This is a genomic window from Streptomyces sp. NPDC091649 (assembly GCF_044756785.1).
Classification (GTDB): domain Bacteria; phylum Actinomycetota; class Actinomycetes; order Streptomycetales; family Streptomycetaceae; genus Streptomyces.
This window is the reverse complement of the sequence record NZ_JBIVTR010000026.1, coordinates 13805-33474: the sequence shown is the minus strand read 5'-3', so window position 1 is coordinate 33474 and position 19670 is coordinate 13805. Positions and strand designations below refer to the sequence as shown.

The following is a 19670-nucleotide window of genomic DNA, read 5'->3' as shown; positions in this document are numbered from 1 at the left end:
GGGTCGCGGAGTCCGGCGGGCCGACCGGAGTCACCAGGCGAGCTGGGTGATCTCCTCGGCCACCACGGCGCAGGCGTCGGCGGACGGATCGATCAGCGGGAAGTGCCCGACGCCGCCGAGGAGCGTCAGCCCGACCATCTCTCCCGACCTGGCCGCCGCGTCGACGTACGCCTCCGAGACCGCCTGCGGGACGACGATGTCCTCGACGCCCTGCACGATCGCGGTGGCGATCCCGGTCGGCAGCAGCACCCCGGGGTCGGCCTGCGCCGCCCGCTCCTCGAAGTCCGCTCCCGCGCCGAGGAGCTGGGAGACGGCGCCGCCGCACACGCCCAGCTCGACCGCCGTCCCGAAGTCCGCGATCGGGGCCAGGGCGACGATCCCGCGCAGCGGCGGCGGAGCGGGCAGCCGCCACGGCGACCCCTCGGGCAGGACGTGCCGTGCCGCCGCCCACAGGGCGAGGTGCCCGCCGGCCGAATGCCCGGTGACCACGATCCGCCGCACATCGGTCCCCGGCAGCTCGCGGGCGGCCATCACGGGCATCGCGTCCAGGGCCGCGGCCACGTCGTCGAAGGTCTCCGGCCAGCGTCCGGCGACCGGGTCCGCGCCGCCCGGCCGGGCGTCCTCCTCGCCGCGCTGCCGCGGGATGTCGCCGCCGCGCCGGTACTCCACGCTCGCCACGGCGAAGCCCCGGCGGGCCAGGAAGTCCGCGAGCGGGGAGACGTGCGCCCGGTCGTACGGGGCCCGCCAGGCGCCTCCGTGCAGGAGGACGACGAGCGGGGCGCCGGTGCGGCCGTCGCGGGGGCCGTAGAAGTCGACGATCTGGTCGGGGTGGCCCCCGTAGGCGGCGGACCGGTCGGGGGCGACCTCCGGATGCGCGAACGCCGACCGCGTCTCGGCGGCGTCCCGATCACGCGCGGCGGAATCCGACATGCTGCTCAACCGTCCTATGCCTGTGTCCTGTGCCTGCGGCCGGCGCCCAACTGGGTTGACCTGCGGGGACGGTACCAGCACTCGGCACCGTCCCCGCCCGGACCGGCAGAGAGTGACGAACCGTCAGCCGACGGTGTCTTCGGCGAGCACCTCGGCGAGAATCCGCGCCGCCCGTTCCGCGTCGGCGAATCCCACGTACAGCGGGGTGAAGCCGAACCGCAGCACGTCCGGCCGCCGCAGATCGCCGACGACGCCCCGCTCGATCAGCCGGCGCATCACGGGCTCCGCCCCCTCGCAGCGCAGGGCGACCTGGCTGCCGCGTTCGGCGTGCGCGGCCGGGGTGAGCGAGGTGACCCGGCCCGCCGGGACGTACGCCTCGACGCACTCCAGGAAGAAGTCCGTCAGGGCGAGGGACTTGGCCCGCACCACGTCGACGGACACCCCGTCCCACACGTCCAGCGCCGCTTCCAGCGTCAGCATGGAGACGATGTCGGGGGTGCCGACCCGGCCCCGCACGGAACCGTCCGCCGGGGCGTAGTCGGGGGCCATGCCGAACGGGTCGGCGTGCGAGTTCCAGCCCGGCAGCGGCGAGTCGAAGGCGGCCTGGTGGCGCTCGGCGACGTACAGGTACGCGGGCGAACCGGGGCCGCCGTTCAGGTACTTGTAGGTGCAGCCGACCGCCAGGTCCACCCCGTGCCCGTCCAGCCCGACCGGGAGCGCCCCGGCGCTGTGGCAGAGGTCCCAGACGGAGATCGCCCCCGCCGCGTGGACGGCGGCGGTCAGACCGGGCAGGTCGTGCAGCCGGCCGGAGCGGTAGTCGACGTGGTTGAGCAGCACGGCGGCGGTACGCGGACCGAGCGCGGCCGGGACGTCGGCGGGCGCGACGGGCACGATCCGATGCCCGGTGAGCCGGGCGGCGGAGGCGGCGAGGTACCCGTCCGTGGGAAAGGTCGTGGCGTCGACCAGGATCTCGTCGCGTCCCCCGCCCGCGAGGCGGCAGGCGGCGACGACGGCCTTGAAGACGTTCACGCTGGTCGAGTCGGAGACGACGATCTGTCCGGCGGCGGCCCCGACGAGCGGGGCGATCCGGTCGCCGATCCGCTCGGGCGCGGTCCACCAGCCGCTCTCGCCCCAGGACCGGATGCGCAGCTCGCCCCACTGGCGGGTGAGGACGTCCTGGACCCGGGCGGGGACGTGCAGGGGCAGCGCGCCCAGCGAGTTGCCGTCGAGGTAGACCCCGTCGTCGAGCGCGAAGAGCTCGCGCCGCGCGGCGAGCGGGTCGGCGGCGTCGAGCGTCAGCGCCCGCTCGCGCAGGAGGTCGGGGGAGGTCTCAGACATGGCTGCGCGCCGTCCACAGCTCGGGGAAGACGTTCTTCGTGGCGCGCTTCTCCAGCCAGGCCACTCCGGCGGAGCCGCCGGTGCCGGTCTTGGAGCCCATCGCACGCCGGGTGGCGACGAGGTGGTCGTTGCGCCAGCGCCAGACGAGCTCGCCGACGTCGGTGAGCAGCTCGCCGAGGCGCACCAGCTCGTCGTTCTGGTCGTCGGAGGCGTAGATCTGCGCCCACACGGCCTCGACCTCGGGCGACGGCTCATACCGCTGGGTCAGGTCCCGTCCGGTGACCGACTCGGGGATCGCGTAGCCGCGCCGGGCCAGCAGGGCGAGGGTCTCGTCGTACAGACTGGGCTCCCCCAGCGCCTTCTCCAGCTCGGCGTGCACCCGGGGCGCGCCCCGGTGCGGCACCAGCATGGAGGCGGACTTGTCGCCGAGCAGGAACTCCATCCGGCGGTACATCGCGGACTGGAACCCGGACCCCTCGCCGAGGGACCCCCGGTAGGAGTTGAACTGGGCGGGGGTGAGTCCGGCCAGCGGCCGCCAGGACTCGTTGAGCGCCTCCAGCTCGCGCAGCGACCGCTTCAGCGCGTCGCGGGCGACGGGTATGCGGTCCTCGCGCAGGGCGCGGGTCGCGGTCTCCCACTCATGGACGATGACCGTGAACCACAGCTCCATGACCTGGGTGGTGACCAGGAAGACCATCTCGCCGGGATCGTCCGAGCGCAGGTGCTGGAGGTGGGTCAGGACATCCGCCTGGACATAGTCCTCGTACGGAGTCGTTCCCTCGAAGTCGAGGTGCGGGGTGTCCGCACCGGTGGCTTCGGGGTCGGGGTGATTCGTCGACATTTCTGTCTCCTCGACACGAGCTTCCGGGTAGCGGTCCGCCCCTTCCGTGAGGTGATGGAGCTCCGGTCCCCTGCTCGCATACTAAGCGGCTCCCCGCCCGGCGCGCTTGGGCGGGGAGCCGCCCCGAATCAGCTGAGGATGTCGGCGGCGGTCGGCGAGGAGTCCCGCAGGAACGTCGAGCAGCGCTCGTGCTCCTCCGTCTCCCCGATCGACCCGGCGGCCCGCGCCAGGGCGTGCAGGGCGCGCAGGAAGCCGCGGTTCGGCTCGTGCTCGAACGGGACGGGGCCGTGGCCCTTCCAGCCGGCCCGGCGCAGGGAGTCGAGGCCGCGGTGGTAGCCGGTCCGGGCGTACGCGTACGACTCGACCACCCGGCCGCCCTCGTACGCCTCGTCGGCGAGCTGCGCCCAGGCGAGCGAGGAGGTGGGGTACTTCGCGGCGACGTCGGCGGGCGGGGTGCCGACGGCGAGCAGCTCGCGCGGCTCCGGGTCGTCGGGCAGGTGGGTCGGGGCAGGGCCCCCGAGCAGGTTCTCGTGGATGGACATGGCTCAAGTGTGCCTGCCGCGAGGGCCGGGCGGCACCACGTCACCGCGCCCGCCCCCGCCGCCCGCCCCCGGCCGCACACCGCCCGGCGGCGCCGCGCCCCGGCCTGGCCGCATCGGGACCCCCGGACGCCCGTTGGGGGCACGGTCACCGTTCGCGGTGCTCCGGTTCCAGCGGCGGGGCGACGGCCCCGCAGTGCACCGCGCACTCGGGCCGCTCGTCCCGCACGGCGGCGGGCGGGGTCCGCACCGTCCACCAGGCGATGACCGCGCCGACCACCAGCAGCCCGGCGCACATCGGCATGGCCCGCCGGAAGGTCGCGGCGAACTCGTCCGCGTCCCGGTACGCCTCGGGCCCCATCCCGGCGAGCAGCGGCAGGGCGGCCACCGCGATGAGCCCCGCGGCCCGCGCCGCCGCGTTGTTGATGCCGCTGGCCAGCCCGGACCGCCCGGCGTCCACGGCGGCCAGCACGGTCGCGGTGAGCGGGGCGACGACCACGACGAGCCCGGCCCCGAGGACCAGGACGGCGGGCAGCACCTCACCGGCGTACGAGCCGACGGACGGGGAGCCGGGCCCCACCCGCAGCATCAGGAGCATCCCGGCGGCGGCCAGCAGCGGCCCCGCCGTGAGGGGGATCCGCGGCCCGATCCGCCGCCCCAGCTCCCCCGACCAGGCGGAGAACAGCAGCATCAGGACGGTGGTCGGCAGCAGGGCCGTGCCCGCGCCGAGCGCGGAGTACCCGGCGACGACCTGGAGCTGGATCGCGGAGAGGAAGAAGAAGCCGCCGAGCGCCGCGTAGACGCAGAAGGTCACCAGGTTGACCGAGGTGAACAGGCGGGAGCGGAACACCGACGGCGGCAGCATGGGGTCCGCCCGCCGTCGCTCCACCACCACGAACGCGACCCCCAGCAGCAGCCCGCCGAGCGCCGACCCGATCACCACCGGCGACGCGCCCCGGCCGGGGGCCTCGATCAGGGCGTACGTCACCCCGGCGAGGGCCAGCGCCCCGAGGGCGGCCCCCAGCACGTCGAACCGGCCGTGCGCCGCCGGGTCCCGCGACTCCGGCACGTGCCGGAGCGCGACGGGTACGCAGAGGGCCGCGAGCGGCACGTTGAGCAGGAAGACCCACCGCCAGCCGGGCCCGTCGACGAGCCAGCCGCCCACGAACGGCCCGACCGCCGCCCCCACCCCGCCGAACCCCGACCACAGGCCCACCGCGCGGGCCCGGTCGTCCGGATGGAAGCTCGCCTGGATGAGCGCCAGCGAGCCGGGCGTGAGCAGCGCCCCACCGACCCCCTGGAGGGCCCGGGCGGCGACGAGGACGCCCGCGTCCGGCGCGATCCCGCAGAGCAGCGAGGCCCCCGCGAACCACACCACCCCCACCACGAACACCCGCCGCCGCCCGTACCGGTCCCCGAGCGCCCCGCCGAGGAGGATCAGCCCGGCGAGCGTGAGCATGTACGCGTTGACGGTCCACTGGAGCGCGGCCATGCCGGTGCCGAGGTCCTCGCCGATGCGGGGCAGGGCCACATTGATGACCGTGGAGTCCAGCATCGCCATGCTGGAGCCGAGGACGGTGGTCAGGACGACCCAGCGCCCGACGGACGAGGCGACCCGGATCTCTCCGGGCGCGGGGGCAGCAGCCATGGAAGCAGCTTGCCCCGGCCCACCCCTCCCCGCACCCGCCGGACCGGGGGAAGCACCATCCGCTCCTTCCCGCGCCCGCCGGACCGGGCGAAGCACCACCCGCTCCTTCCCGCGCCCGCCGGACCGGGGCACGAAATCAAGCCCCTCCGGCGATTGAGGAGCGGGGGCGCGGGGGCGGAGCCCCCGCCACGGGGGGGGCGCGGGGGCGGAGCCCCCAAGGCCACCGCTACCGCACGGCCCCCACCGCCCGCACCAACGCCTCGACCCCCCGCACCGCCTTCTCCCGGGGGCACCCCACGTTCAGCCGGACGAACCCCGGCGCCCCGTACACCGCGCCCCCCATGATCGCCACCTTCTCCCGCTCCACCAGGACCCGCTGCAACGCCGCGTCGTCCACCCCCAGCGGCCGGAGGTCGATCCACGCCAGGTACCCGGCCTGCGGCGGCGTCCACCCCAGCTCGGGAAGGGCGGCGCCCAGCCGCTCCGCCACGTACGCCAGATTCCCCTCGGCGTACGCCCGTACCGCGTCCAGCCACGCCGCCCCCTCCCGGTACGCGGCGATGTGCGCGGTCAGCGACAGAACGGCCGGCGACGCCAGCCCCTCCCCCGTCTCCATCCGGCGCAGGAACTCCGCCCGGTCGGCCGGATCGCCGATGAGGCCGTACGAACCGGTCAGCGCCGGGAAGTTGAAGGACTTCGACCCCGAGGTGATGAGCGCCCAGCGACCCGCGCCCGCCACCCGCGTCCACGGCACGTGGACGCGGCCCACACCCCCCTCGTGCACGAAGTCGGCGTGGATCTCGTCGCTGATCACCGCGACCCCGTACCGCTCCGCGAGTTCCGCCGTCCGGGCCAGTTCGGCGGCCGTCCACACCCGCCCGGTGGGGTTGTGGGGCGAGCACAGCACCAGGGCCTTCGCGTCGGGCCGGGCCAGCTCGCGCTCCAGCGCCTCCTCGTCCCCCACGGGCACCCCCCGCAGCTCCCGCCCGAGTCCGGTGATCGCCTTGCGGAAGCCGTCGTACGTGGGGGTGTGGACGACGACGCCGTCGCCCTGCCCCGTCCACATCCGCAGCAGCTGGGAGAGCTGGTTGAGCACGGACGGGCCGTAGACCAGCTGCCCGGTGTCGATCGTGGTGCCGTACCGGGTGGCGTACCAGTGGGCTATCGCCGAGCGGAAGTCGTCCTGCTGCCAGGTGGTGTAGCCGAACACCCCGTGCTCCAGACGGGCCCGGAGCGCGGCCAGGACCTCGGGGGCCGTGGCGAAGTCCATGTCGGAGATGGTGAAAGGCAGCAGCCCGTCTGCCCCGAACCGGTCCGCGACGCCGTCCCACTGGACGCACCAGGTGCCCCGGCGGTCCACCGGGGTGTCGAAGTCGTAGCGCGCCTCCGCGCCCGTGGCCGTCTTCGCTTCCGTCACAGCAGCCCCTCTCGTCCTTGTGTCGTGACTCCCGACACGGCGACGGGCCCGGCCCCCTGAAGGAGGACCGGGCCCGCGACCGTACGTCCGTACGTCTGTCCGTACGTGTGGTGCCTACCTCGGCACGTGGGACGCCTACTTCAGCTTCGTACCGGTGGAGCGCAGGTTCGCGCACGCCTCGGTGACGCGCTTGGCCATGCCGGCCTCGGCTGCCTTGCCCCAGGTGCGCGGGTCGTAGGTCTTCTTGTCGCCGACCTCGCCGTCGACCTTCAGGACGCCGTCGTAGTTGCGGAACATGTGGTCCGCGACCGGACGGGTGAAGGCGTACTGGGTGTCGGTGTCGAGGTTCATCTTCACGACGCCGTTCTCCAGCGCGGTGGCGATCTCCTCGGCGGTGGAGCCCGAGCCGCCGTGGAAGACGAAGTCGAAGGGCTGGCTTCCGGCGGGCTTGCCGTACTTCTCGGAGACGCCCGACTGAAGGTCCTTCAGCAGCTCGGGACGGAGCACGACGTTGCCCGGCTTGTAGACGCCGTGGACGTTGCCGAAGGAGGCGGCCAGCAGGTAGCGGCCCTTCTCGCCCAGACCGAGCGCCTCGGCGGTGCGCAGCGCGTCGTCGACGGTCGTGTACAGCTCGTCGTTGATCTCGTGCGTGACGCCGTCCTCCTCGCCGCCGGTCGGAGTGATCTCGACCTCAAGGATGATCTTGGCGGCGGCGGCCCTGGCCAGCAGCTCCTGGCCGATGGCCAGGTTGTCGGCGAGGGTCTCGGCCGAGCCGTCCCACATGTGGGACTGGAACAGCGGGTTCAGACCCTTGGCGACGCGCTCGGCGGAGACGTCGAGCAGCGGACGTACATAACCGTCCAGCTTGTCCTTCGGGCAGTGGTCCGTGTGCAGCGCGACGGTGACGTCGTACTTGGCGGCGACGATGTGCGCGAACTCGGCCAGGGCGACGGCGCCCGTCACCATGTCCTTGTTGTACTGGCCGCCCAGGAACTCCGCACCGCCCGTGGAGATCTGGACGATGCCGTCGCTCTCGGCCTCCGCGAAGCCGCGCAGGGCCGCGTGCAGGGTCTGCGTCGAGGTGACGTTGATGGCCGGGTAGGCGAACTTGCCCGCCTTTGCCCGGTCGAGCATCTCGGCGTAAGCCTCGGGGGTTGCGATGGGCATCTGACCGCTCCTTGGGATGTGCGGGTGTGCAGGCTTGATTCCCTGACCTGGGGGCGACGTCATCGTCGCCCCCATCTTCCCAGACTCTCCCTCCGGCTCCACCCGGCGGACCCCGTTGGACACGGGGCGGTTACGGGGCGGGGGGGGGGGGGGGGGCCGGGGAACCCCCCCCCCCCCCCCCCAACCCCCGCCCCCCCCCCCGCCCGGGGGGGGGCGGCGGCGCCCCCGGCGGGGTCGGGGCCCCCCGCCACATGGTAGGGCCGGCCGGCCCCCCCCCCGGGGCCCCCCCGGGCGCCCCCGTTGCCCCGGGGGGGGGGGGGGGGGGGGGGGGTGTTTTTCCCGCCCACCCCCCCCCCCCCCGCCGAAAACCGCAGGTCACGCCCTGGCCATGGGATCGAGCGGCTCAGCCCAGGTCGAGATCGGCCACCGAGTAGACGTGGACGTACGGCAGACCGGCCTCGGCGATGGCCGGGGCGGCCCCGCGCTCCACGATCACGGCGACGGCGACGACCTCGCCGCCCGCCTCGCGCACCGCCTCGACGGCGGTCAGCGGCGAACCGCCCGTCGTCGAGGTGTCCTCGACGACCAGGCAGCGGCGGCCCTTCACGTCGGTGCCCTCGATCCGGCGCTGCATCCCGTGCGCCTTCTGCGCCTTGCGGACGACGAACGCGTCCAGGCTCCCGCCGCGGGCGGCGGAGGCGTGCAGCATCGAGGTGGCGACCGGGTCGGCGCCCAGGGTCAGCCCGCCCACGCAGTCGTAGTCCAGCTCGGCGGTGGCGTCGAGCATGACCTGGCCGACCAGCGGCGCGGCCTTGCCGTCCAGCGTGATGCGGCGCAGGTCGATGTACCAGTCGGCTTCCAGACCCGAGGAGAGGGTCACCTTGCCGTGCACCACGGCCTTGTCCTTGATCTGCTGGAGCAGGTCAGCGCGTACGTCAGTCATGTCCACGAGGGTAAGCGGTGCCGGAAACCCTCACGGCACGCCAGGCCCCCGCCCGGCCCCGAGCCGCACCCAGCTCCAGGTGGTCGCCAACTCCAGCGGGTCGATCGGCGTGACCAGCCGGGGCGTGGTGTTCAGCCCGTTCGGCGGCCCGGACTGGGGCTCCACGCAGACCGCCTCGTCCTGTTCGTCGTAGACCACCACCCACTCACTGCGGCTCCTCACCGTCAGCTCCAGCCGCTCCGGCCAGGTGAGCCTCACGTCCACGCCGTCGGGCATCCCGAAGCAGTCGTCCCACGGGCCGGGCCGGGGGTCGATGCGGCGTCCGGTGGGGAGATGGTCGGCGCCGCGCTCCTCCTGCCAGGCCGCGTCGAAGGACAGCTCGGCGTCCACGCCGTCGACGGTGCGGCGGAACCACGGGTGCCAGCCGGCCTGGGCCGGGAAGGAGTCGCCGTACGTCTCCACGGCGAGGCCGAGCGTCAGCGTGTCCCCGGTCAGCTCGAAGGTCTGCGTCACCCGCCCCGGATACGGCCAGGGCTCGGCGAGGTCGTAGTAGAAGGCCGCCCGGTCCCCGTCCGCGTGGACGGTGTGCCAGGCGGTGTCCCGGCCGGTGCCGTGCATGGCGTGCGGCGGGGAGTTCAGCGGCAGCTCGTGGAGCACGTCGCCGTTGCGGAACCGCCCCTGTCCGGTGCGTCCGCACCAGGGCACCATCGGGAAGCTGCCGTACCGCTCGCCCTGACGGAGCAGTTCGGCGCCCCCGATCCGGAGGCTGCTGATCCGGCAGCCGTGCACGGGGTCGACGGTCAACTCGGCGTCGCCGACGGCCAGCCTGACGTTCTCTTCGCTCCTGCTCACCCGACGACCCTACTGGCCACCGCTCACCTCCGGCGTCGCAACGCCCGGCCCAGCACCACGGCGGAGGCGAGCGCGAGGGCGGCGGCCGGGGCGGCCCACCGCAGGGTGGTGCTCGCCCCGCCCGCCTCCGGGGAGGGCACGGGGGCGTAGCGGCCCCGCGGAGGCGCGTGGTCGACCTCCTCGGCACTGCGCCCGATCATGGTGCGGCGGGCGTGCGCGGCCTCGGCGGGCGGCTCGTCCGGAACGGTGAACTCCACCCCGGCGACGGGATCGAGCGAGGGCGGCGGCACGGGCGAGTCGAACACGGACCCGGATTCCTCCGGCCCGGGATCGTCGGCACCGGCCCCGCCCGCGCCGGCGTCCGCACGTGGGCCCTGGGCCGCTTCCGGACCCCCGGCCCCGCCCGCGCCGGCGTCCGCATCCCCGCCCGCACGTGGGTCCTGGGCCGCCACCGGGCCCCCGACCTCGCCCGCGTCCGAGCCCCGGGCCCCGCCCGCGCCGGCGTCCGCATCCGCGCCCGCGTCCGGGTCCTGGGTCTCGCCCGGTCGCGCCCGCCGGTCCTCGGGCACGTCCTCGTCCCGCGCGGCCAGTGACTCCGTCACCAGTTGCCGGGTGAAGCGGTCCAGCAGCCGGTGGGCGGCCGCGAGCGCCGCGTCCGCCTCCAGCCCGGCCAGCCGCCCGTCCCCGCCGGCGGTGCCGCGGTAGGCGAGCACCGTCCCGCCGTCCGCCTCCGTCAGGTTGATGGTCAGGAACAGCTCCACCGCACCGGTGCCCCGGGCCTCGACGCCCTTGCCGGACACCGAGAAGCGCTGCCCGTCCGCACCGCCGCCGCCCTCCGGGCCGGTGAGCCGCAACTCGCCCCGGTAGGTGATGGTGTGGCCGTCGGCCCGGAACTTCAGCCGGCCCGCCAGGGGCGACGCCGAAGCGTCGGCGTCCTGCTGGAGACCGGGAACGCAGCGGGCGACCCGGGCGGGGTCGCCCAGCGCGCGCCGCAGGGCCGGGACGGGAACCGGAACGAACACCTCATGCTCCATGGCAACCGAGCCTAATCGGACCGGGCCCGGACGTCAGCGCTTCCGCCCGCCGGAAGCAGCCGGACGGACCCGCCGGGGAAGGCCCGGCCCCCCACCCGCAGGGGCCCGCGCGCCCTGCCGGCACCCCGGGCCCCGCACCCGGGCAGGCTCACCGCCCCCCTCAGTACCGCGGATGGACCAGCGTCGACGGGGGCAGCCCCGGCAGCCGGGCGCCGGCCGCGGCCCGCGCACCCTCGCGCAGCTCCCGGTCCGCCAGCGACCGCGGTGCGGGGCCCTGGGGGGCCAGCGCGGGCCGCGCCACCGCGCCCCGGCCGGCGAGGTGGAAGCCCCAGTCCTCCGGCTTCCGGCCGTCGCCGCCGCCCCGGTCCGGCCCGGCGGCGAAGCCCGCGTACCGGCCGGTGACGCGGTACGGGCGGGTCGTGAGGCCGCCCGCGCGCATCGACGCCTCCACCGTCCAGTAGGTCTGCGGCCGGGCGCCCAGCGGACCGGCGTGCACCACGAGCCGCCCGCCCGGCGCCAGCGTCTCCGCGACCAGCCCGTAGAACTCGGCGGAGTACAGCTTCGTACTGGCGGTGATGCCCGGGTCCGGGAGGTCGGAGATCACCACGTCGTAGCGCCCCCGCCCGGATCGCAGCCACGGGAAGGCGTCCGCCCCGACCGCCGTGAGGCGCGGGTCGCGGAAGGCGTGGCCGTTCAGTTCGGAGAGGGCGGGGTCCGTGCGGGCCAGCCGGGTGACGGCGGGGTCCAGCTCCACGACGGTGACCGAGCGGACGTCCCCGTACCGCAGCACCTCGCGGGCGGCGAGCCCGTCGCCGCCGCCCAGGATGAGCACGCGGGCGCGGGGCCCGTTCATCACGGGATGCACCAGCGCCTCGTGGTAGCGGTACTCGTCGCGGGCGCTGACCCGCAGCCGGCCGTCCAGATAGAGGCCGAGGGAATCGCGGTCGGAGCCGGTCAGGACGACCTCCTGCACCCCGGTCTGCACGGCGACCCGCACCTGGTCCCCGTAGACCGCCCGCCGCGCCGCCCGCTCGAAGTCGTCGACCAGCACCGTGGCGGTGGCCAGGACCGCGATCACCGAGACGTTCGCCAGGACGAGCAGCCACCGGGAACGGGAGCTGAGGTCGCGCCGGAACACCCACAGGACCAGTGCCCCGCCCGCCGCCGCGTTGACCGCGCCGGTGAACAGCGCCCCCGTCAACTGCCCGAGCATCGGCAGCAGCAGAAAGGGGAACGCCAGCCCGCCGACCAGCGCGCCCACGTAGTCCGCGGCGAAGAGGTCCGCGACGGCCCCGCCCGCGTCCTGCCGGTCGACGCGCTGGATCAGCGTCATCAGCAGCGGGATCTCCGCGCCGATCAGCACTCCGATCGCCAGCGAGAACCCGACCAGGGCGTACTGCGACTCGCCGAGCCAGGCGAACGAGGCGTAGAGCACCAGGGCCGAGGAGCCGCCGATCAGCGCGAGGGCCGCCTCGACCATGCCGAAACCGACGGCGGCATGGCAGCGCAAACGTTTCGCGAGAAGGGAGCCGATGCCCATCGCGAACACCATCACGGAGAGCACGACGGACGCCTGGGTGACCGAGTCGCCGATCAGGTAGGAGGCGAGCGCGACCAGTTCGAGCTCGTAGACGAGTCCGCAGGCGGCACAGACGAAGACGGCGGCCAGCACGAGGAACCGGCCGGTCCTCGGCCGCACGGGAAGCCGCGCCGCGCCCCCTCGCAGCGACATCTGCTGGTCGATCATGACCGAACGCTACGTCACCGCATCGTCGCGGTTTGTCACCCACACGGGTGCAAGTGCCGCTGCCGCTCAGGCCGCGGGCGCGGGAATGCGCACCCCCACCCGGGTCCGGGTGACCACCAACTGCCCCTCCTGCGGGTACGCGTGCCAGGTGCGCCACCGCACCTGGCCCTCGGTGCGCTGCGCGAGCATCGCGGTGAAGGCGTGCGGGCTGCCGGGAAAGGTGCCCGCCAGGCCGTGCGGGTGGTCGCTCACCAGGGCGAGCAACTCCTGTGCGCGGCCCGCGAACTGTCCCTGGGTCAGGGTCTCCACGCGGGCCGCGAATTCGTACTCCCAGTCCCCGAGCCGCTTGGCGACGCCGAGGGGCAGGGGGGTGCTGCTGCCGGGCATGCAGGCCACGGTCTCGGAGCAGACTCCGCGCTCCTCCTGGAGGAGGACCTGATGGGAGGCGCCGAGCAGCCTCAACTGGAGTTCGGCGCCGTCGAGCCGGAGGTCGAGGACCGCCAGGGCGGGCAGCGGCTCCCGTCCCAGCATCCAGGCCAGGTCGGCGGCGCGGGTATCGGAATAGGCCGTCTGGAGGGTGGTGAGCATGGGTGGGCTCCGCAAACACACATGGACGCATGGACAGCAGGACGCCCCCGGGTGACTGCGCGTGGGAGGTGGGGAGCGCCCGATCTGGTCCAACTGGGGTCCGAGGGCTGATTGTTCTCTTCAACGAGGGAATCACGAAGTACGCCCACCCACAGCGTTTTCGCCCAACTTGCCGTGGTTTCCATCCCCTCGGGGGCCCACGGGTTCACTTGTTCAACCGAAAACGTCCGAGTCGTGCAACGAAAAGACGCCCGGAGGGAGTTCGTCCCCCGGGCGCCCGGCGTCACCTCACCGCCGAATGTCCGTGCGAGTGGCGGCCCGGTCAGCTGCCGCCGCCGCAGCCGCCCCCGCCGCCGCTCGACGAGCCGCCGCCGCAGGAGTGGCCGCCCGAATGCCCGCCGGAGCCGCCGCAGGACGTACCCGAGTCACCGCCGCCCGCCCACCAGGCGCCGCCGCCGGCCTCCCCGGCCGAGGACCCGCCCGCGGAGCGCCTGCGCCCGCCACGCACCCGCGGCAGGCCGTGCCCGCCGCCGCCCCTCCTCCGGGCCAGCAGCACTCCCGCAGCCGCCACGACGATCAGCACCGCGAAGATACTCATGTCCCCCACCCGCCCTTCCCCCGAAGCGCGGTCCCCCGCCGCTTCCCCGTTGTCGTGTGACAGGGGGATTCCCCGGACCTCCGCGCGCCAAAGCGAACTTGAGCAACTCCAGAGCTTCGGCCCAGGATGGCGCCCATGACACAGGGACGAGCGACACAGGGACGACCACTGCTCAACCGCCGCCTCGCCGCGTTCGGCACGACGATCTTCGCGGAGATGTCCGCGCTGGCCGTGCGGACCGGCTCCATCAACCTCGGCCAGGGCTTCCCCGACACCGACGGCCCCGAGGAGATCCGGGAGGCGGCGGTCCGGGCGCTGCGGGCCGGGCACGGCAACCAGTACCCGCCGGGCCCCGGCGTCCCGGAGCTGCGCACCGCCGTAGCCGCCCACCAGGAACGCTTCTACGGCCTGACCTGGTCCCCGGAAACGGAGGTCCTGGTGACGACCGGGGCGACCGAGGCGATCGCCGCCTCGCTGCTCGCCCTGCTGGAGCCGGGCGACGAGGTCATCGCGCTGGAGCCGTACTACGACTCGTACGCCGCCTGCATCGCGATGGCGGGCGCGGTACGCGTCCCGCTGACGCTCCGGGCCCCCGCCTTCCGCCCGGACCTCGACGAGCTGCGCACCCTGATCACCCCGCGCACCCGGCTGCTGCTCCTGAACACCCCGCACAACCCGACCGGCACCGTGCTCACCCCCGACGAGCTGGCCGGGATCGCGGCCCTCGCGGTGGAGCACGATCTGCTGGTGGTCACCGACGAGGTGTACGAGCACCTGGTGTTCGCGGGCGCGCACCACCCGATCGCCGCCCTGCCCGGAATGCGCGGGCGCACGGTGTCCGTCTCCTCGTCGGGGAAGACGTTCTCGTACACGGGGTGGAAGATCGGCTGGGTCACCGGGGAAGCCCCGCTGGTGGCCGCCGTGCGCGCGGCGAAGCAGTATCTGACCTTCGTCAGCGGGGGCCCGTTCCAGTACGCGATCGCCGAGGCGCTCGCCCTGCCCGACACCTTCTTCACCGGCTTCCGGGAGGGGATGCGCCGCAAGCGGGACCTGCTCGCGAAGGGCCTGCGCGCCGCGGGCTTCCGGGTGTACGAACCGGAGGGGACGTACTTCGTCACCACCGACATCGCCCCGTTCGGCGACGAGGACGCCTACGCCTTCTGCCGCGCGCTCCCCGAACGCTGCGGGGTGGCCGCGGTGCCGAACTCCGTCTTCTACGACGACCCGGAGGCGGGCCGGAGCCAGGTCCGGTTCACCTTCTGCAAGCGCGACGACGTGCTGGAGGAGGCGGTGGAGCGGCTGAGCCGGCTCGGCTGAGTGCGGCGACGGCCCGGGAGACGGTCGCTGGGACCGTCCCCCGGGCCGCTGCCATGGGCCGGGACGTCAGGCGCCCGCGGGCTCCTCGCCCTCCGGCTTGCCCTCGGCGGGCTGGATGCCGAGGCGCTCGACGAGCCACTTGTCGAACTCGATCGAGGCGCGGACCCAGCTCACCGTCGAGGAGACGAAGTGCTCCAGGCTGACGCCGGTGCCGATGAGCATCTGCGCCTCACCGATCAGCCGGACGGAACCCGCCTCGCCCTCCTCGCCCTCGTGGGCGTGGGTGTAGACCTTGGGCCACAGGGTGCGGCGGTTCCAGTCGTCGATGGCGTCCAGGAGGACGGGACGCTGGTCGAGGTCGTGGGGGCGGTCGTAGAACGTACGGACCGAGAAGACCTGCTGCTCGTCCTCGCCCCGGAACATGAAGTACGTCCGGAACTCCTCCCACGGCGCCGCGAGGTCGCCCTCGTCGTCGACGACGTACTTCAGCTCCATCTGGTCGAGGAGCTGCTTGACGAGGTCCTGGTCGGGGACGACGGGGCCCTCCGGTCCTGCCGCCTGCGGTTCGGGCTGGCCCCCGAAATTAGGAATCGAGGACGGATCGATGCTCACCGTTATTTCCCTTCGTGACGAGTCCGGCCATCCTCTCCCATGGCGGGCGGGGCATGGCAAGCCCCGGCGGCCCCGATCCGCCACAAGCTGACACACAGCGCGCGGGGACGGGGCCCGCCGGGCTTTCGTCCACAGACTGCGACGACCCGTGACCGGCGGTTACGAGGCGCGGCCGACGATCAGCCCGTCCTCGGCACGGTCCACCCGTACGGTGTCACCGTCGCGGATCTCGCCGGACAGGATCTCCTTGGCGAGCCGGTCGCCGATCGCCGTCTGGATGAGCCGGCGCAGCGGCCGGGCGCCGTACGCCGGGTCGTTGCCCTCCTCGGCGAGCCAGGCCAGCGCCTCGGGCGAGACCTCCAGGGTGAGCCGCCGGTCGGCCAGCCGGGCCGCCAGCCGGTCGATCTGGAGCCCGGCGATGTGCGCCAGCTCGTCCCCGGACAGGGCGGAGAAGACGACCAGGTCATCGAGCCGGTTGATGAACTCCGGCTTGAAGGAGGCCCGCACCGTCTCCAGCACCTGCCGCTTCTTCACCTCGGGCTTGACCAGGGGGTCCATCAGGAACTGGCTGCCGAGGTTGGAGGTGAGGACGAGGATGGTGTTGCGGAAGTCGACCGTGCGGCCCTGGCCGTCGGTGAGCCGGCCGTCGTCGAGGACCTGGAGCAGGATGTCGAAGACCTCTGGGTGGGCCTTCTCGACCTCGTCCAGGAGCACCACGCTGTACGGGCGGCGGCGGACGGCCTCGGTGAGCTGGCCGCCCTCCTCGTACCCGACGTAACCGGGCGGGGCGCCGACTAGGCGGGCGACGCTGTGCTTCTCGCCGTACTCGCTCATGTCGATGCGGATCATGGCCCGCTCGTCGTCGAACAGGAAGTCCGCGAGCGCCTTGGCCAGCTCCGTCTTGCCGACGCCGGTGGGCCCGAGGAAGAGGAACGAGCCGGTGGGCCGGTCGGGGTCCGCGATCCCGGCCCGCGTGCGGCGCACGGCGTCGGAGACGGCCTGCACGGCCTCGCTCTGCCCGATCAGCCGCTTGCCCAGCTCGCTCTCCATCCGCAGCAGCTTCTGGGTCTCGCCCTCCAGCAGCCGCCCGGCCGGGATGCCCGTCCAGGCGCCGACCACGTCCGCGATGTCGTCCGGGCCGACCTCCTCCTTGACCATGGTGTCCTTGGAGGCTTCCTGCTCCGCCTCGGCGGCCTCCTCCAGCTCCCGCTCCAGGCCCGGGATCTCTCCGTACAGCAGCTTGGAGGCGGCGTCGAAGTCGCCGTCGCGCTGCGCGCGTTCGGCCTGGCCGCGCAGCTCGTCGAGGCGCTCCTTCAGCTCACCGACCCGGTTGAGGCCCTGCTTCTCCTTCTCCCAGCGGGCGTTGAGGCCGCGCAGCTCCTCCTCCTTGTCGGCGAGGTCGCGGCGCAGCCTCTCCAGGCGCTCCTTGGAGGCGGCGTCCGACTCGTTCTTGAGCGCCAGCTCCTCCATGCGCAAGCGGTCGACGGAGCGCTGGAGCTCGTCGATCTCCAGGGGCGAGGAGTCGATCTCCATACGGAGCCGGGACGCGGCCTCGTCGACCAGGTCGATGGCCTTGTCGGGAAGGAAGCGGGAGGTGATGTAGCGGTCGGAGAGAGTGGCGGCGGCCACCAGCGCCGAGTCCGCGATCTGCACCTTGTGGTGGGCCTCGTAGCGGCCCTTGAGCCCGCGCAGGATCGCGATGGTGTCCTCGACGGAGGGCTCGGCGACCAGCACCTGCTGGAAGCGGCGCTCCAGGGCGGGGTCCTTCTCGATGCGCTCGCGGTACTCGTCGAGCGTCGTCGCGCCGACCATGCGCAGCTCACCGCGGGCCAGCATCGGCTTGAGCATGTTGCCCGCGTCCATGGCGGAGTCGCCGCCGGCGCCCGCGCCGACGACGGTGTGCAGCTCGTCGATGAACGTGATGATCCGGCCGTCGCTCTCCTTGATCTCGGAGAGGACGGTCTTCAGCCGCTCCTCGAACTCACCGCGGTACTTCGCGCCCGCGACCATCGCGCCGAGGTCGAGGGAGACCAGCCGCTTGTTCTTCAGACTCTCGGGGACGTCGCCCTTGACGATGCGCTGGGCGAGCCCTTCGACGACGGCGGTCTTGCCGACGCCGGGCTCGCCGATGAGGACGGGGTTGTTCTTCGTCCGGCGCGACAGCACCTGCACGACGCGGCGGATCTCCTGGTCACGGCCGATGACCGGGTCCAGCTTCCCCTCGCGCGCGGCCGCCGTGAAGTCGGTGCCGAACTTCTCCAGGGCCTTGTACTGGCCCTCCGGGTCGGGTGTGGTCACCCGGCGCCCTCCCCTGCTCGTCTCGAATGCGGCCAGCAGCTTCCCGGCACTGGCGCCCTGCCGGTCGAGGATCTCACCGGCACGGCCGCCCCTGGCCGCGATGCCGATCAGCAGGTGCTCGGTGGAGAGGTAGTCGTCGCCCAGCTCCTTCGCCCGCTCCGAGGCGTCCTGGATGACGGCGAGCAGCTCGCGGTCGGGCTGCGGCGGGGCGACGGTGGAGCCGGTGACGCTGGGCAGGGACCCGAGCAGCCGCTCGGTCTCGCCGCGCACCAGCGCCTGGTCGGCCTCGACGGCGGCGAGCAGGTCGATGATGTTCTCGTTCTCCTCGCCCGCCAGCAGGGCGAGGAGAAGGTGCCCCGGGGTGAGGTCGGGATGTCCGTCCTTCACGGCCCTGCCGGTGGCCGCCTGGATGGCGTCCCGGCTCTTGTTCGTCAGCTCGGCGTCCACGTGTGGTCACTCCTCCTCGCGGCTGGTGGGTCGGGCAGGGAACTCGTGAGTCCTGTATTGACTTCGATAACCTGCACAAAGTTGAGTCTATTCCACTCAAGGCGATGGGCGCACGCGCTGCGGAGCCCCGGCGGCGTCCCTCGTACGCTGCATCCATGGCAGACGTACGCAATCCCGCTCCCGAATACGTCGCGTTCTGGCGTGAGAGCCACCTGTCCACCTTGACGACTCCCCGCCCGGACGGCACGCCGCACGTGGTGCCGGTGTGCGTGACGTACGACCCGGAGGCCGGGGTCGCGCGCGTGATCACCGACGGAGGCAGCCGCAAGGTCGCGCACATCCGGGCCGCCGGGCCGGACGGGGCGCGCGTGGCCGTATGCCAGATCGACCGGGCCCGCTGGGCGACCCTGGAGGGCCGCGCGGTCATCCGCACCGAACCGGAGGCCGTCGCGGACGCGGAGGCCCGCCACACGGAGCGCTACGGCCGCGCCCCGCGGATCAACCCGACCCGGGTCGTCATCGAGATCACCCTCGAACGGGCGCTCGGCAAAGCCTGACGCCCTTCCCGGCCACCGCCCCCTCGCTCCGCCCCCGGACGGGAACAGCACAACGGCGCCACCGTGTTCAGGTCACGGTGGCGCCGCTGTGTGGGGGAAGCGCCGGAGCGATAGGTGACGACGGGGGAATCGCTCAGGCACTGCGGGGGGTGGCGGAAAGGGGTTCTGCCTCGAACAGCTCGTGGTCCCGCTGATCGAGATTGACGAAGATCATGCCGTACCTGACGGCACAGCGGACCGGCTGCGGCGCGCCGCGGGGCCGACGGAGACAGCGATAGGCGCGGACGTCCTCGTCCTCTTCCATCACCACGACGATCGGCTCTCCGAACAGGGTGACCATCACCGAGTCGCCACGGCGGGGGAGGGCCGTGAGCAGATCGATGAAATGCCACCCGGAGCGGTAGGCGGTCGCCATCTCGCGTCGGAAGGTGCGGTCGTCCGGCGGGGTGCTCATGCCCGGCCCTGTACGGCCGGAGTGCTCTCCGCCGGCGATCCCGGCGCCGTGTCCGTCGTCCGTGCGGGCATCGAGTCCCAGGCCAGGTCCGGAGGCGGAGCGGCCTGCACCTGCTGGCCGGCCGTACCGTGGGTCACGCCGCCCTCAACGAGGTCAAGAACACTCAGCGCCCCGGTCGTCAGCCCAACGGAGAAGGCAACAGCAAGCACCGAGCGAAGCGTTTTGTTACTCATGATGGGCTTCGTCCTCACTTCCAAGGTTTCCTCTCCCCCGCAGAACAAGACGATGGCTCATCCAGGCACGTCAACGCCACAGAAGCGATGCATCATGTTCCTGCTGATTC

19 protein-coding genes are annotated in these 19670 nt (G+C 73.4%); 2 read left to right on the top strand and 17 right to left on the bottom strand.

Annotated elements, in window-relative coordinates:
• Positions 1 to 30 precede the first annotated feature (30 nt).
• The 13 genes from ACIQMU_RS29960 to ACIQMU_RS29900 all read right to left on the bottom strand — a co-directional run bounded on the left by ACIQMU_RS29960 (position 31) and on the right by ACIQMU_RS29900 (position 13642).
• The gene (locus tag ACIQMU_RS29960) at positions 31 to 930 is read right to left on the bottom strand and encodes an alpha/beta hydrolase (protein ID WP_352239782.1); all 900 of its coding nucleotides are present in this window, start codon (positions 928 to 930) and stop codon (positions 31 to 33) included.
• A gap of 123 nt (positions 931 to 1053) precedes the next feature.
• The gene (gene kynU / locus ACIQMU_RS29955; RefSeq protein WP_402690101.1) at positions 1054 to 2268 is read right to left on the bottom strand and encodes a kynureninase; all 1215 of its coding nucleotides are present in this window, start codon (positions 2266 to 2268) and stop codon (positions 1054 to 1056) included.
• Positions 2261 to 3109: a tryptophan 2,3-dioxygenase family protein gene (locus ACIQMU_RS29950; protein WP_352239784.1), complete on the bottom strand. Its 849-nt coding sequence runs from the start codon at positions 3107 to 3109 to the stop codon at positions 2261 to 2263. Before ACIQMU_RS29950 ends, kynU begins: the two co-directional genes overlap by 8 nt.
• 128 nt (positions 3110 to 3237) lie before the next feature.
• Positions 3238 to 3651, bottom strand: coding sequence for a DUF3151 domain-containing protein (locus tag ACIQMU_RS29945; protein WP_402690100.1), 414 nt, complete (start codon positions 3649 to 3651; stop codon positions 3238 to 3240).
• A 145-nt stretch (positions 3652 to 3796) separates the two neighbouring features.
• Positions 3797 to 5296: an MFS transporter gene (locus tag ACIQMU_RS29940; RefSeq protein ID WP_402690099.1), complete on the bottom strand. Its 1500-nt coding sequence runs from the start codon at positions 5294 to 5296 to the stop codon at positions 3797 to 3799.
• 226 nt (positions 5297 to 5522) lie between these two features.
• Positions 5523 to 6713, bottom strand: a complete 1191-nt coding sequence (locus tag ACIQMU_RS29935; protein WP_402690098.1) for a MalY/PatB family protein — start codon at positions 6711 to 6713, stop codon at positions 5523 to 5525.
• 135 nt (positions 6714 to 6848) lie between these two features.
• On the bottom strand, positions 6849 to 7880 hold the full coding sequence (fbaA, locus tag ACIQMU_RS29930) for a class II fructose-bisphosphate aldolase (RefSeq protein ID WP_352239786.1): 1032 nt from the start codon (positions 7878 to 7880) through the stop codon (positions 6849 to 6851).
• A gap of 403 nt (positions 7881 to 8283) precedes the next feature.
• A complete protein-coding gene (pyrE, locus tag ACIQMU_RS29925) occupies positions 8284 to 8823 on the bottom strand; it encodes an orotate phosphoribosyltransferase (protein ID WP_352239787.1) in 540 nt (179 codons plus the stop codon).
• A gap of 30 nt (positions 8824 to 8853) precedes the next feature.
• Positions 8854 to 9675, bottom strand: a complete 822-nt coding sequence (locus ACIQMU_RS29920) for an aldose 1-epimerase (RefSeq protein ID WP_352239788.1) — start codon at positions 9673 to 9675, stop codon at positions 8854 to 8856.
• Between the two features lie 23 nt (positions 9676 to 9698).
• Positions 9699 to 10709, bottom strand: coding sequence for a carbon monoxide dehydrogenase (locus ACIQMU_RS29915; RefSeq protein ID WP_402690097.1), 1011 nt, complete (start codon positions 10707 to 10709; stop codon positions 9699 to 9701).
• Between the two features lie 160 nt (positions 10710 to 10869).
• The gene (locus ACIQMU_RS29910; protein ID WP_352239790.1) at positions 10870 to 12456 is read right to left on the bottom strand and encodes a polyamine aminopropyltransferase; all 1587 of its coding nucleotides are present in this window, start codon (positions 12454 to 12456) and stop codon (positions 10870 to 10872) included.
• A 66-nt stretch (positions 12457 to 12522) separates the two neighbouring features.
• Positions 12523 to 13044: a DUF2617 family protein gene (locus ACIQMU_RS29905; RefSeq protein WP_352239791.1), complete on the bottom strand. Its 522-nt coding sequence runs from the start codon at positions 13042 to 13044 to the stop codon at positions 12523 to 12525.
• 322 nt (positions 13045 to 13366) lie between these two features.
• Positions 13367 to 13642, bottom strand: coding sequence for a hypothetical protein (locus ACIQMU_RS29900; protein WP_352239792.1), 276 nt, complete (start codon positions 13640 to 13642; stop codon positions 13367 to 13369).
• A gap of 135 nt (positions 13643 to 13777) precedes the next feature.
• Between ACIQMU_RS29900 and ACIQMU_RS29895 the strand changes: the two genes are divergently transcribed.
• A complete protein-coding gene (locus ACIQMU_RS29895) occupies positions 13778 to 14959 on the top strand; it encodes a pyridoxal phosphate-dependent aminotransferase (protein WP_352239793.1) in 1182 nt (393 codons plus the stop codon).
• Between the two features lie 66 nt (positions 14960 to 15025).
• On the opposite strand, the gene ACIQMU_RS29890 is transcribed toward ACIQMU_RS29895, so the two are convergent.
• Positions 15026 to 15571 carry a YbjN domain-containing protein gene (locus tag ACIQMU_RS29890; RefSeq protein ID WP_352239794.1) on the bottom strand — a complete coding sequence of 182 codons (546 nt, stop codon included), beginning with the start codon at positions 15569 to 15571 and terminating at the stop codon, positions 15026 to 15028.
• A 159-nt stretch (positions 15572 to 15730) separates the two neighbouring features.
• Positions 15731 to 18316, bottom strand: coding sequence for an ATP-dependent chaperone ClpB (clpB, locus tag ACIQMU_RS29885; protein WP_402690096.1), 2586 nt, complete (start codon positions 18314 to 18316; stop codon positions 15731 to 15733).
• A 155-nt stretch (positions 18317 to 18471) separates the two neighbouring features.
• Between clpB and ACIQMU_RS29880 the strand changes: the two genes are divergently transcribed.
• Positions 18472 to 18873, top strand: a complete 402-nt coding sequence (locus ACIQMU_RS29880; protein WP_352239796.1) for a TIGR03618 family F420-dependent PPOX class oxidoreductase — start codon at positions 18472 to 18474, stop codon at positions 18871 to 18873.
• Positions 18874 to 19006: 133 nt separating this feature from the next.
• Here ACIQMU_RS29880 and ACIQMU_RS29875 read toward each other — a convergent pair whose 3' ends face one another.
• Together ACIQMU_RS29875 and ACIQMU_RS29870 are read right to left on the bottom strand one after the other, a co-directional pair.
• Positions 19007 to 19327: a (2Fe-2S)-binding protein gene (locus tag ACIQMU_RS29875; RefSeq protein WP_352239797.1), complete on the bottom strand. Its 321-nt coding sequence runs from the start codon at positions 19325 to 19327 to the stop codon at positions 19007 to 19009.
• Entirely contained in the window at positions 19324 to 19536 is a 213-nt protein-coding gene (locus ACIQMU_RS29870) for a hypothetical protein (RefSeq protein ID WP_352239798.1), read from the bottom strand. Before ACIQMU_RS29870 ends, ACIQMU_RS29875 begins: the two co-directional genes overlap by 4 nt.
• Between the last annotated feature and the right edge of the window lie 134 nt (positions 19537 to 19670).

Excerpts from the sequence above, each read along its gene's own strand:
- ACIQMU_RS29875 (WP_352239797.1), bottom strand. The coding sequence starts at position 19,327 with ATGAGCACCCCGCCGGACGACCGCACCTTCCGACGCGAGATGGCGACC.
- ACIQMU_RS29905 (WP_352239791.1), bottom strand. The coding sequence starts at position 13,044 with ATGCTCACCACCCTCCAGACGGCCTATTCCGATACCCGCGCCGCCGAC.
- ACIQMU_RS29940 (WP_402690099.1), bottom strand. The coding sequence starts at position 5,296 with ATGGCTGCTGCCCCCGCGCCCGGAGAGATCCGGGTCGCCTCGTCCGTC.
- ACIQMU_RS29945 (WP_402690100.1), bottom strand. The coding sequence starts at position 3,651 with ATGTCCATCCACGAGAACCTGCTCGGGGGCCCTGCCCCGACCCACCTG.
- ACIQMU_RS29915 (WP_402690097.1), bottom strand. The coding sequence starts at position 10,709 with ATGGAGCATGAGGTGTTCGTTCCGGTTCCCGTCCCGGCCCTGCGGCGC.
- fbaA (WP_352239786.1), bottom strand. The coding sequence starts at position 7,880 with ATGCCCATCGCAACCCCCGAGGCTTACGCCGAGATGCTCGACCGGGCA.
- ACIQMU_RS29895 (WP_352239793.1), top strand. The coding sequence starts at position 13,778 with ATGACACAGGGACGAGCGACACAGGGACGACCACTGCTCAACCGCCGC.
- ACIQMU_RS29950 (WP_352239784.1), bottom strand. The coding sequence starts at position 3,109 with ATGTCGACGAATCACCCCGACCCCGAAGCCACCGGTGCGGACACCCCG.
- ACIQMU_RS29900 (WP_352239792.1), bottom strand. The coding sequence starts at position 13,642 with ATGAGTATCTTCGCGGTGCTGATCGTCGTGGCGGCTGCGGGAGTGCTG.
- ACIQMU_RS29960 (WP_352239782.1), bottom strand. The coding sequence starts at position 930 with ATGTCGGATTCCGCCGCGCGTGATCGGGACGCCGCCGAGACGCGGTCG.
- kynU (WP_402690101.1), bottom strand. The coding sequence starts at position 2,268 with ATGTCTGAGACCTCCCCCGACCTCCTGCGCGAGCGGGCGCTGACGCTC.
- ACIQMU_RS29880 (WP_352239796.1), top strand. The coding sequence starts at position 18,472 with ATGGCAGACGTACGCAATCCCGCTCCCGAATACGTCGCGTTCTGGCGT.
- pyrE (WP_352239787.1), bottom strand. The coding sequence starts at position 8,823 with ATGACTGACGTACGCGCTGACCTGCTCCAGCAGATCAAGGACAAGGCC.
- ACIQMU_RS29910 (WP_352239790.1), bottom strand. The coding sequence starts at position 12,456 with ATGATCGACCAGCAGATGTCGCTGCGAGGGGGCGCGGCGCGGCTTCCC.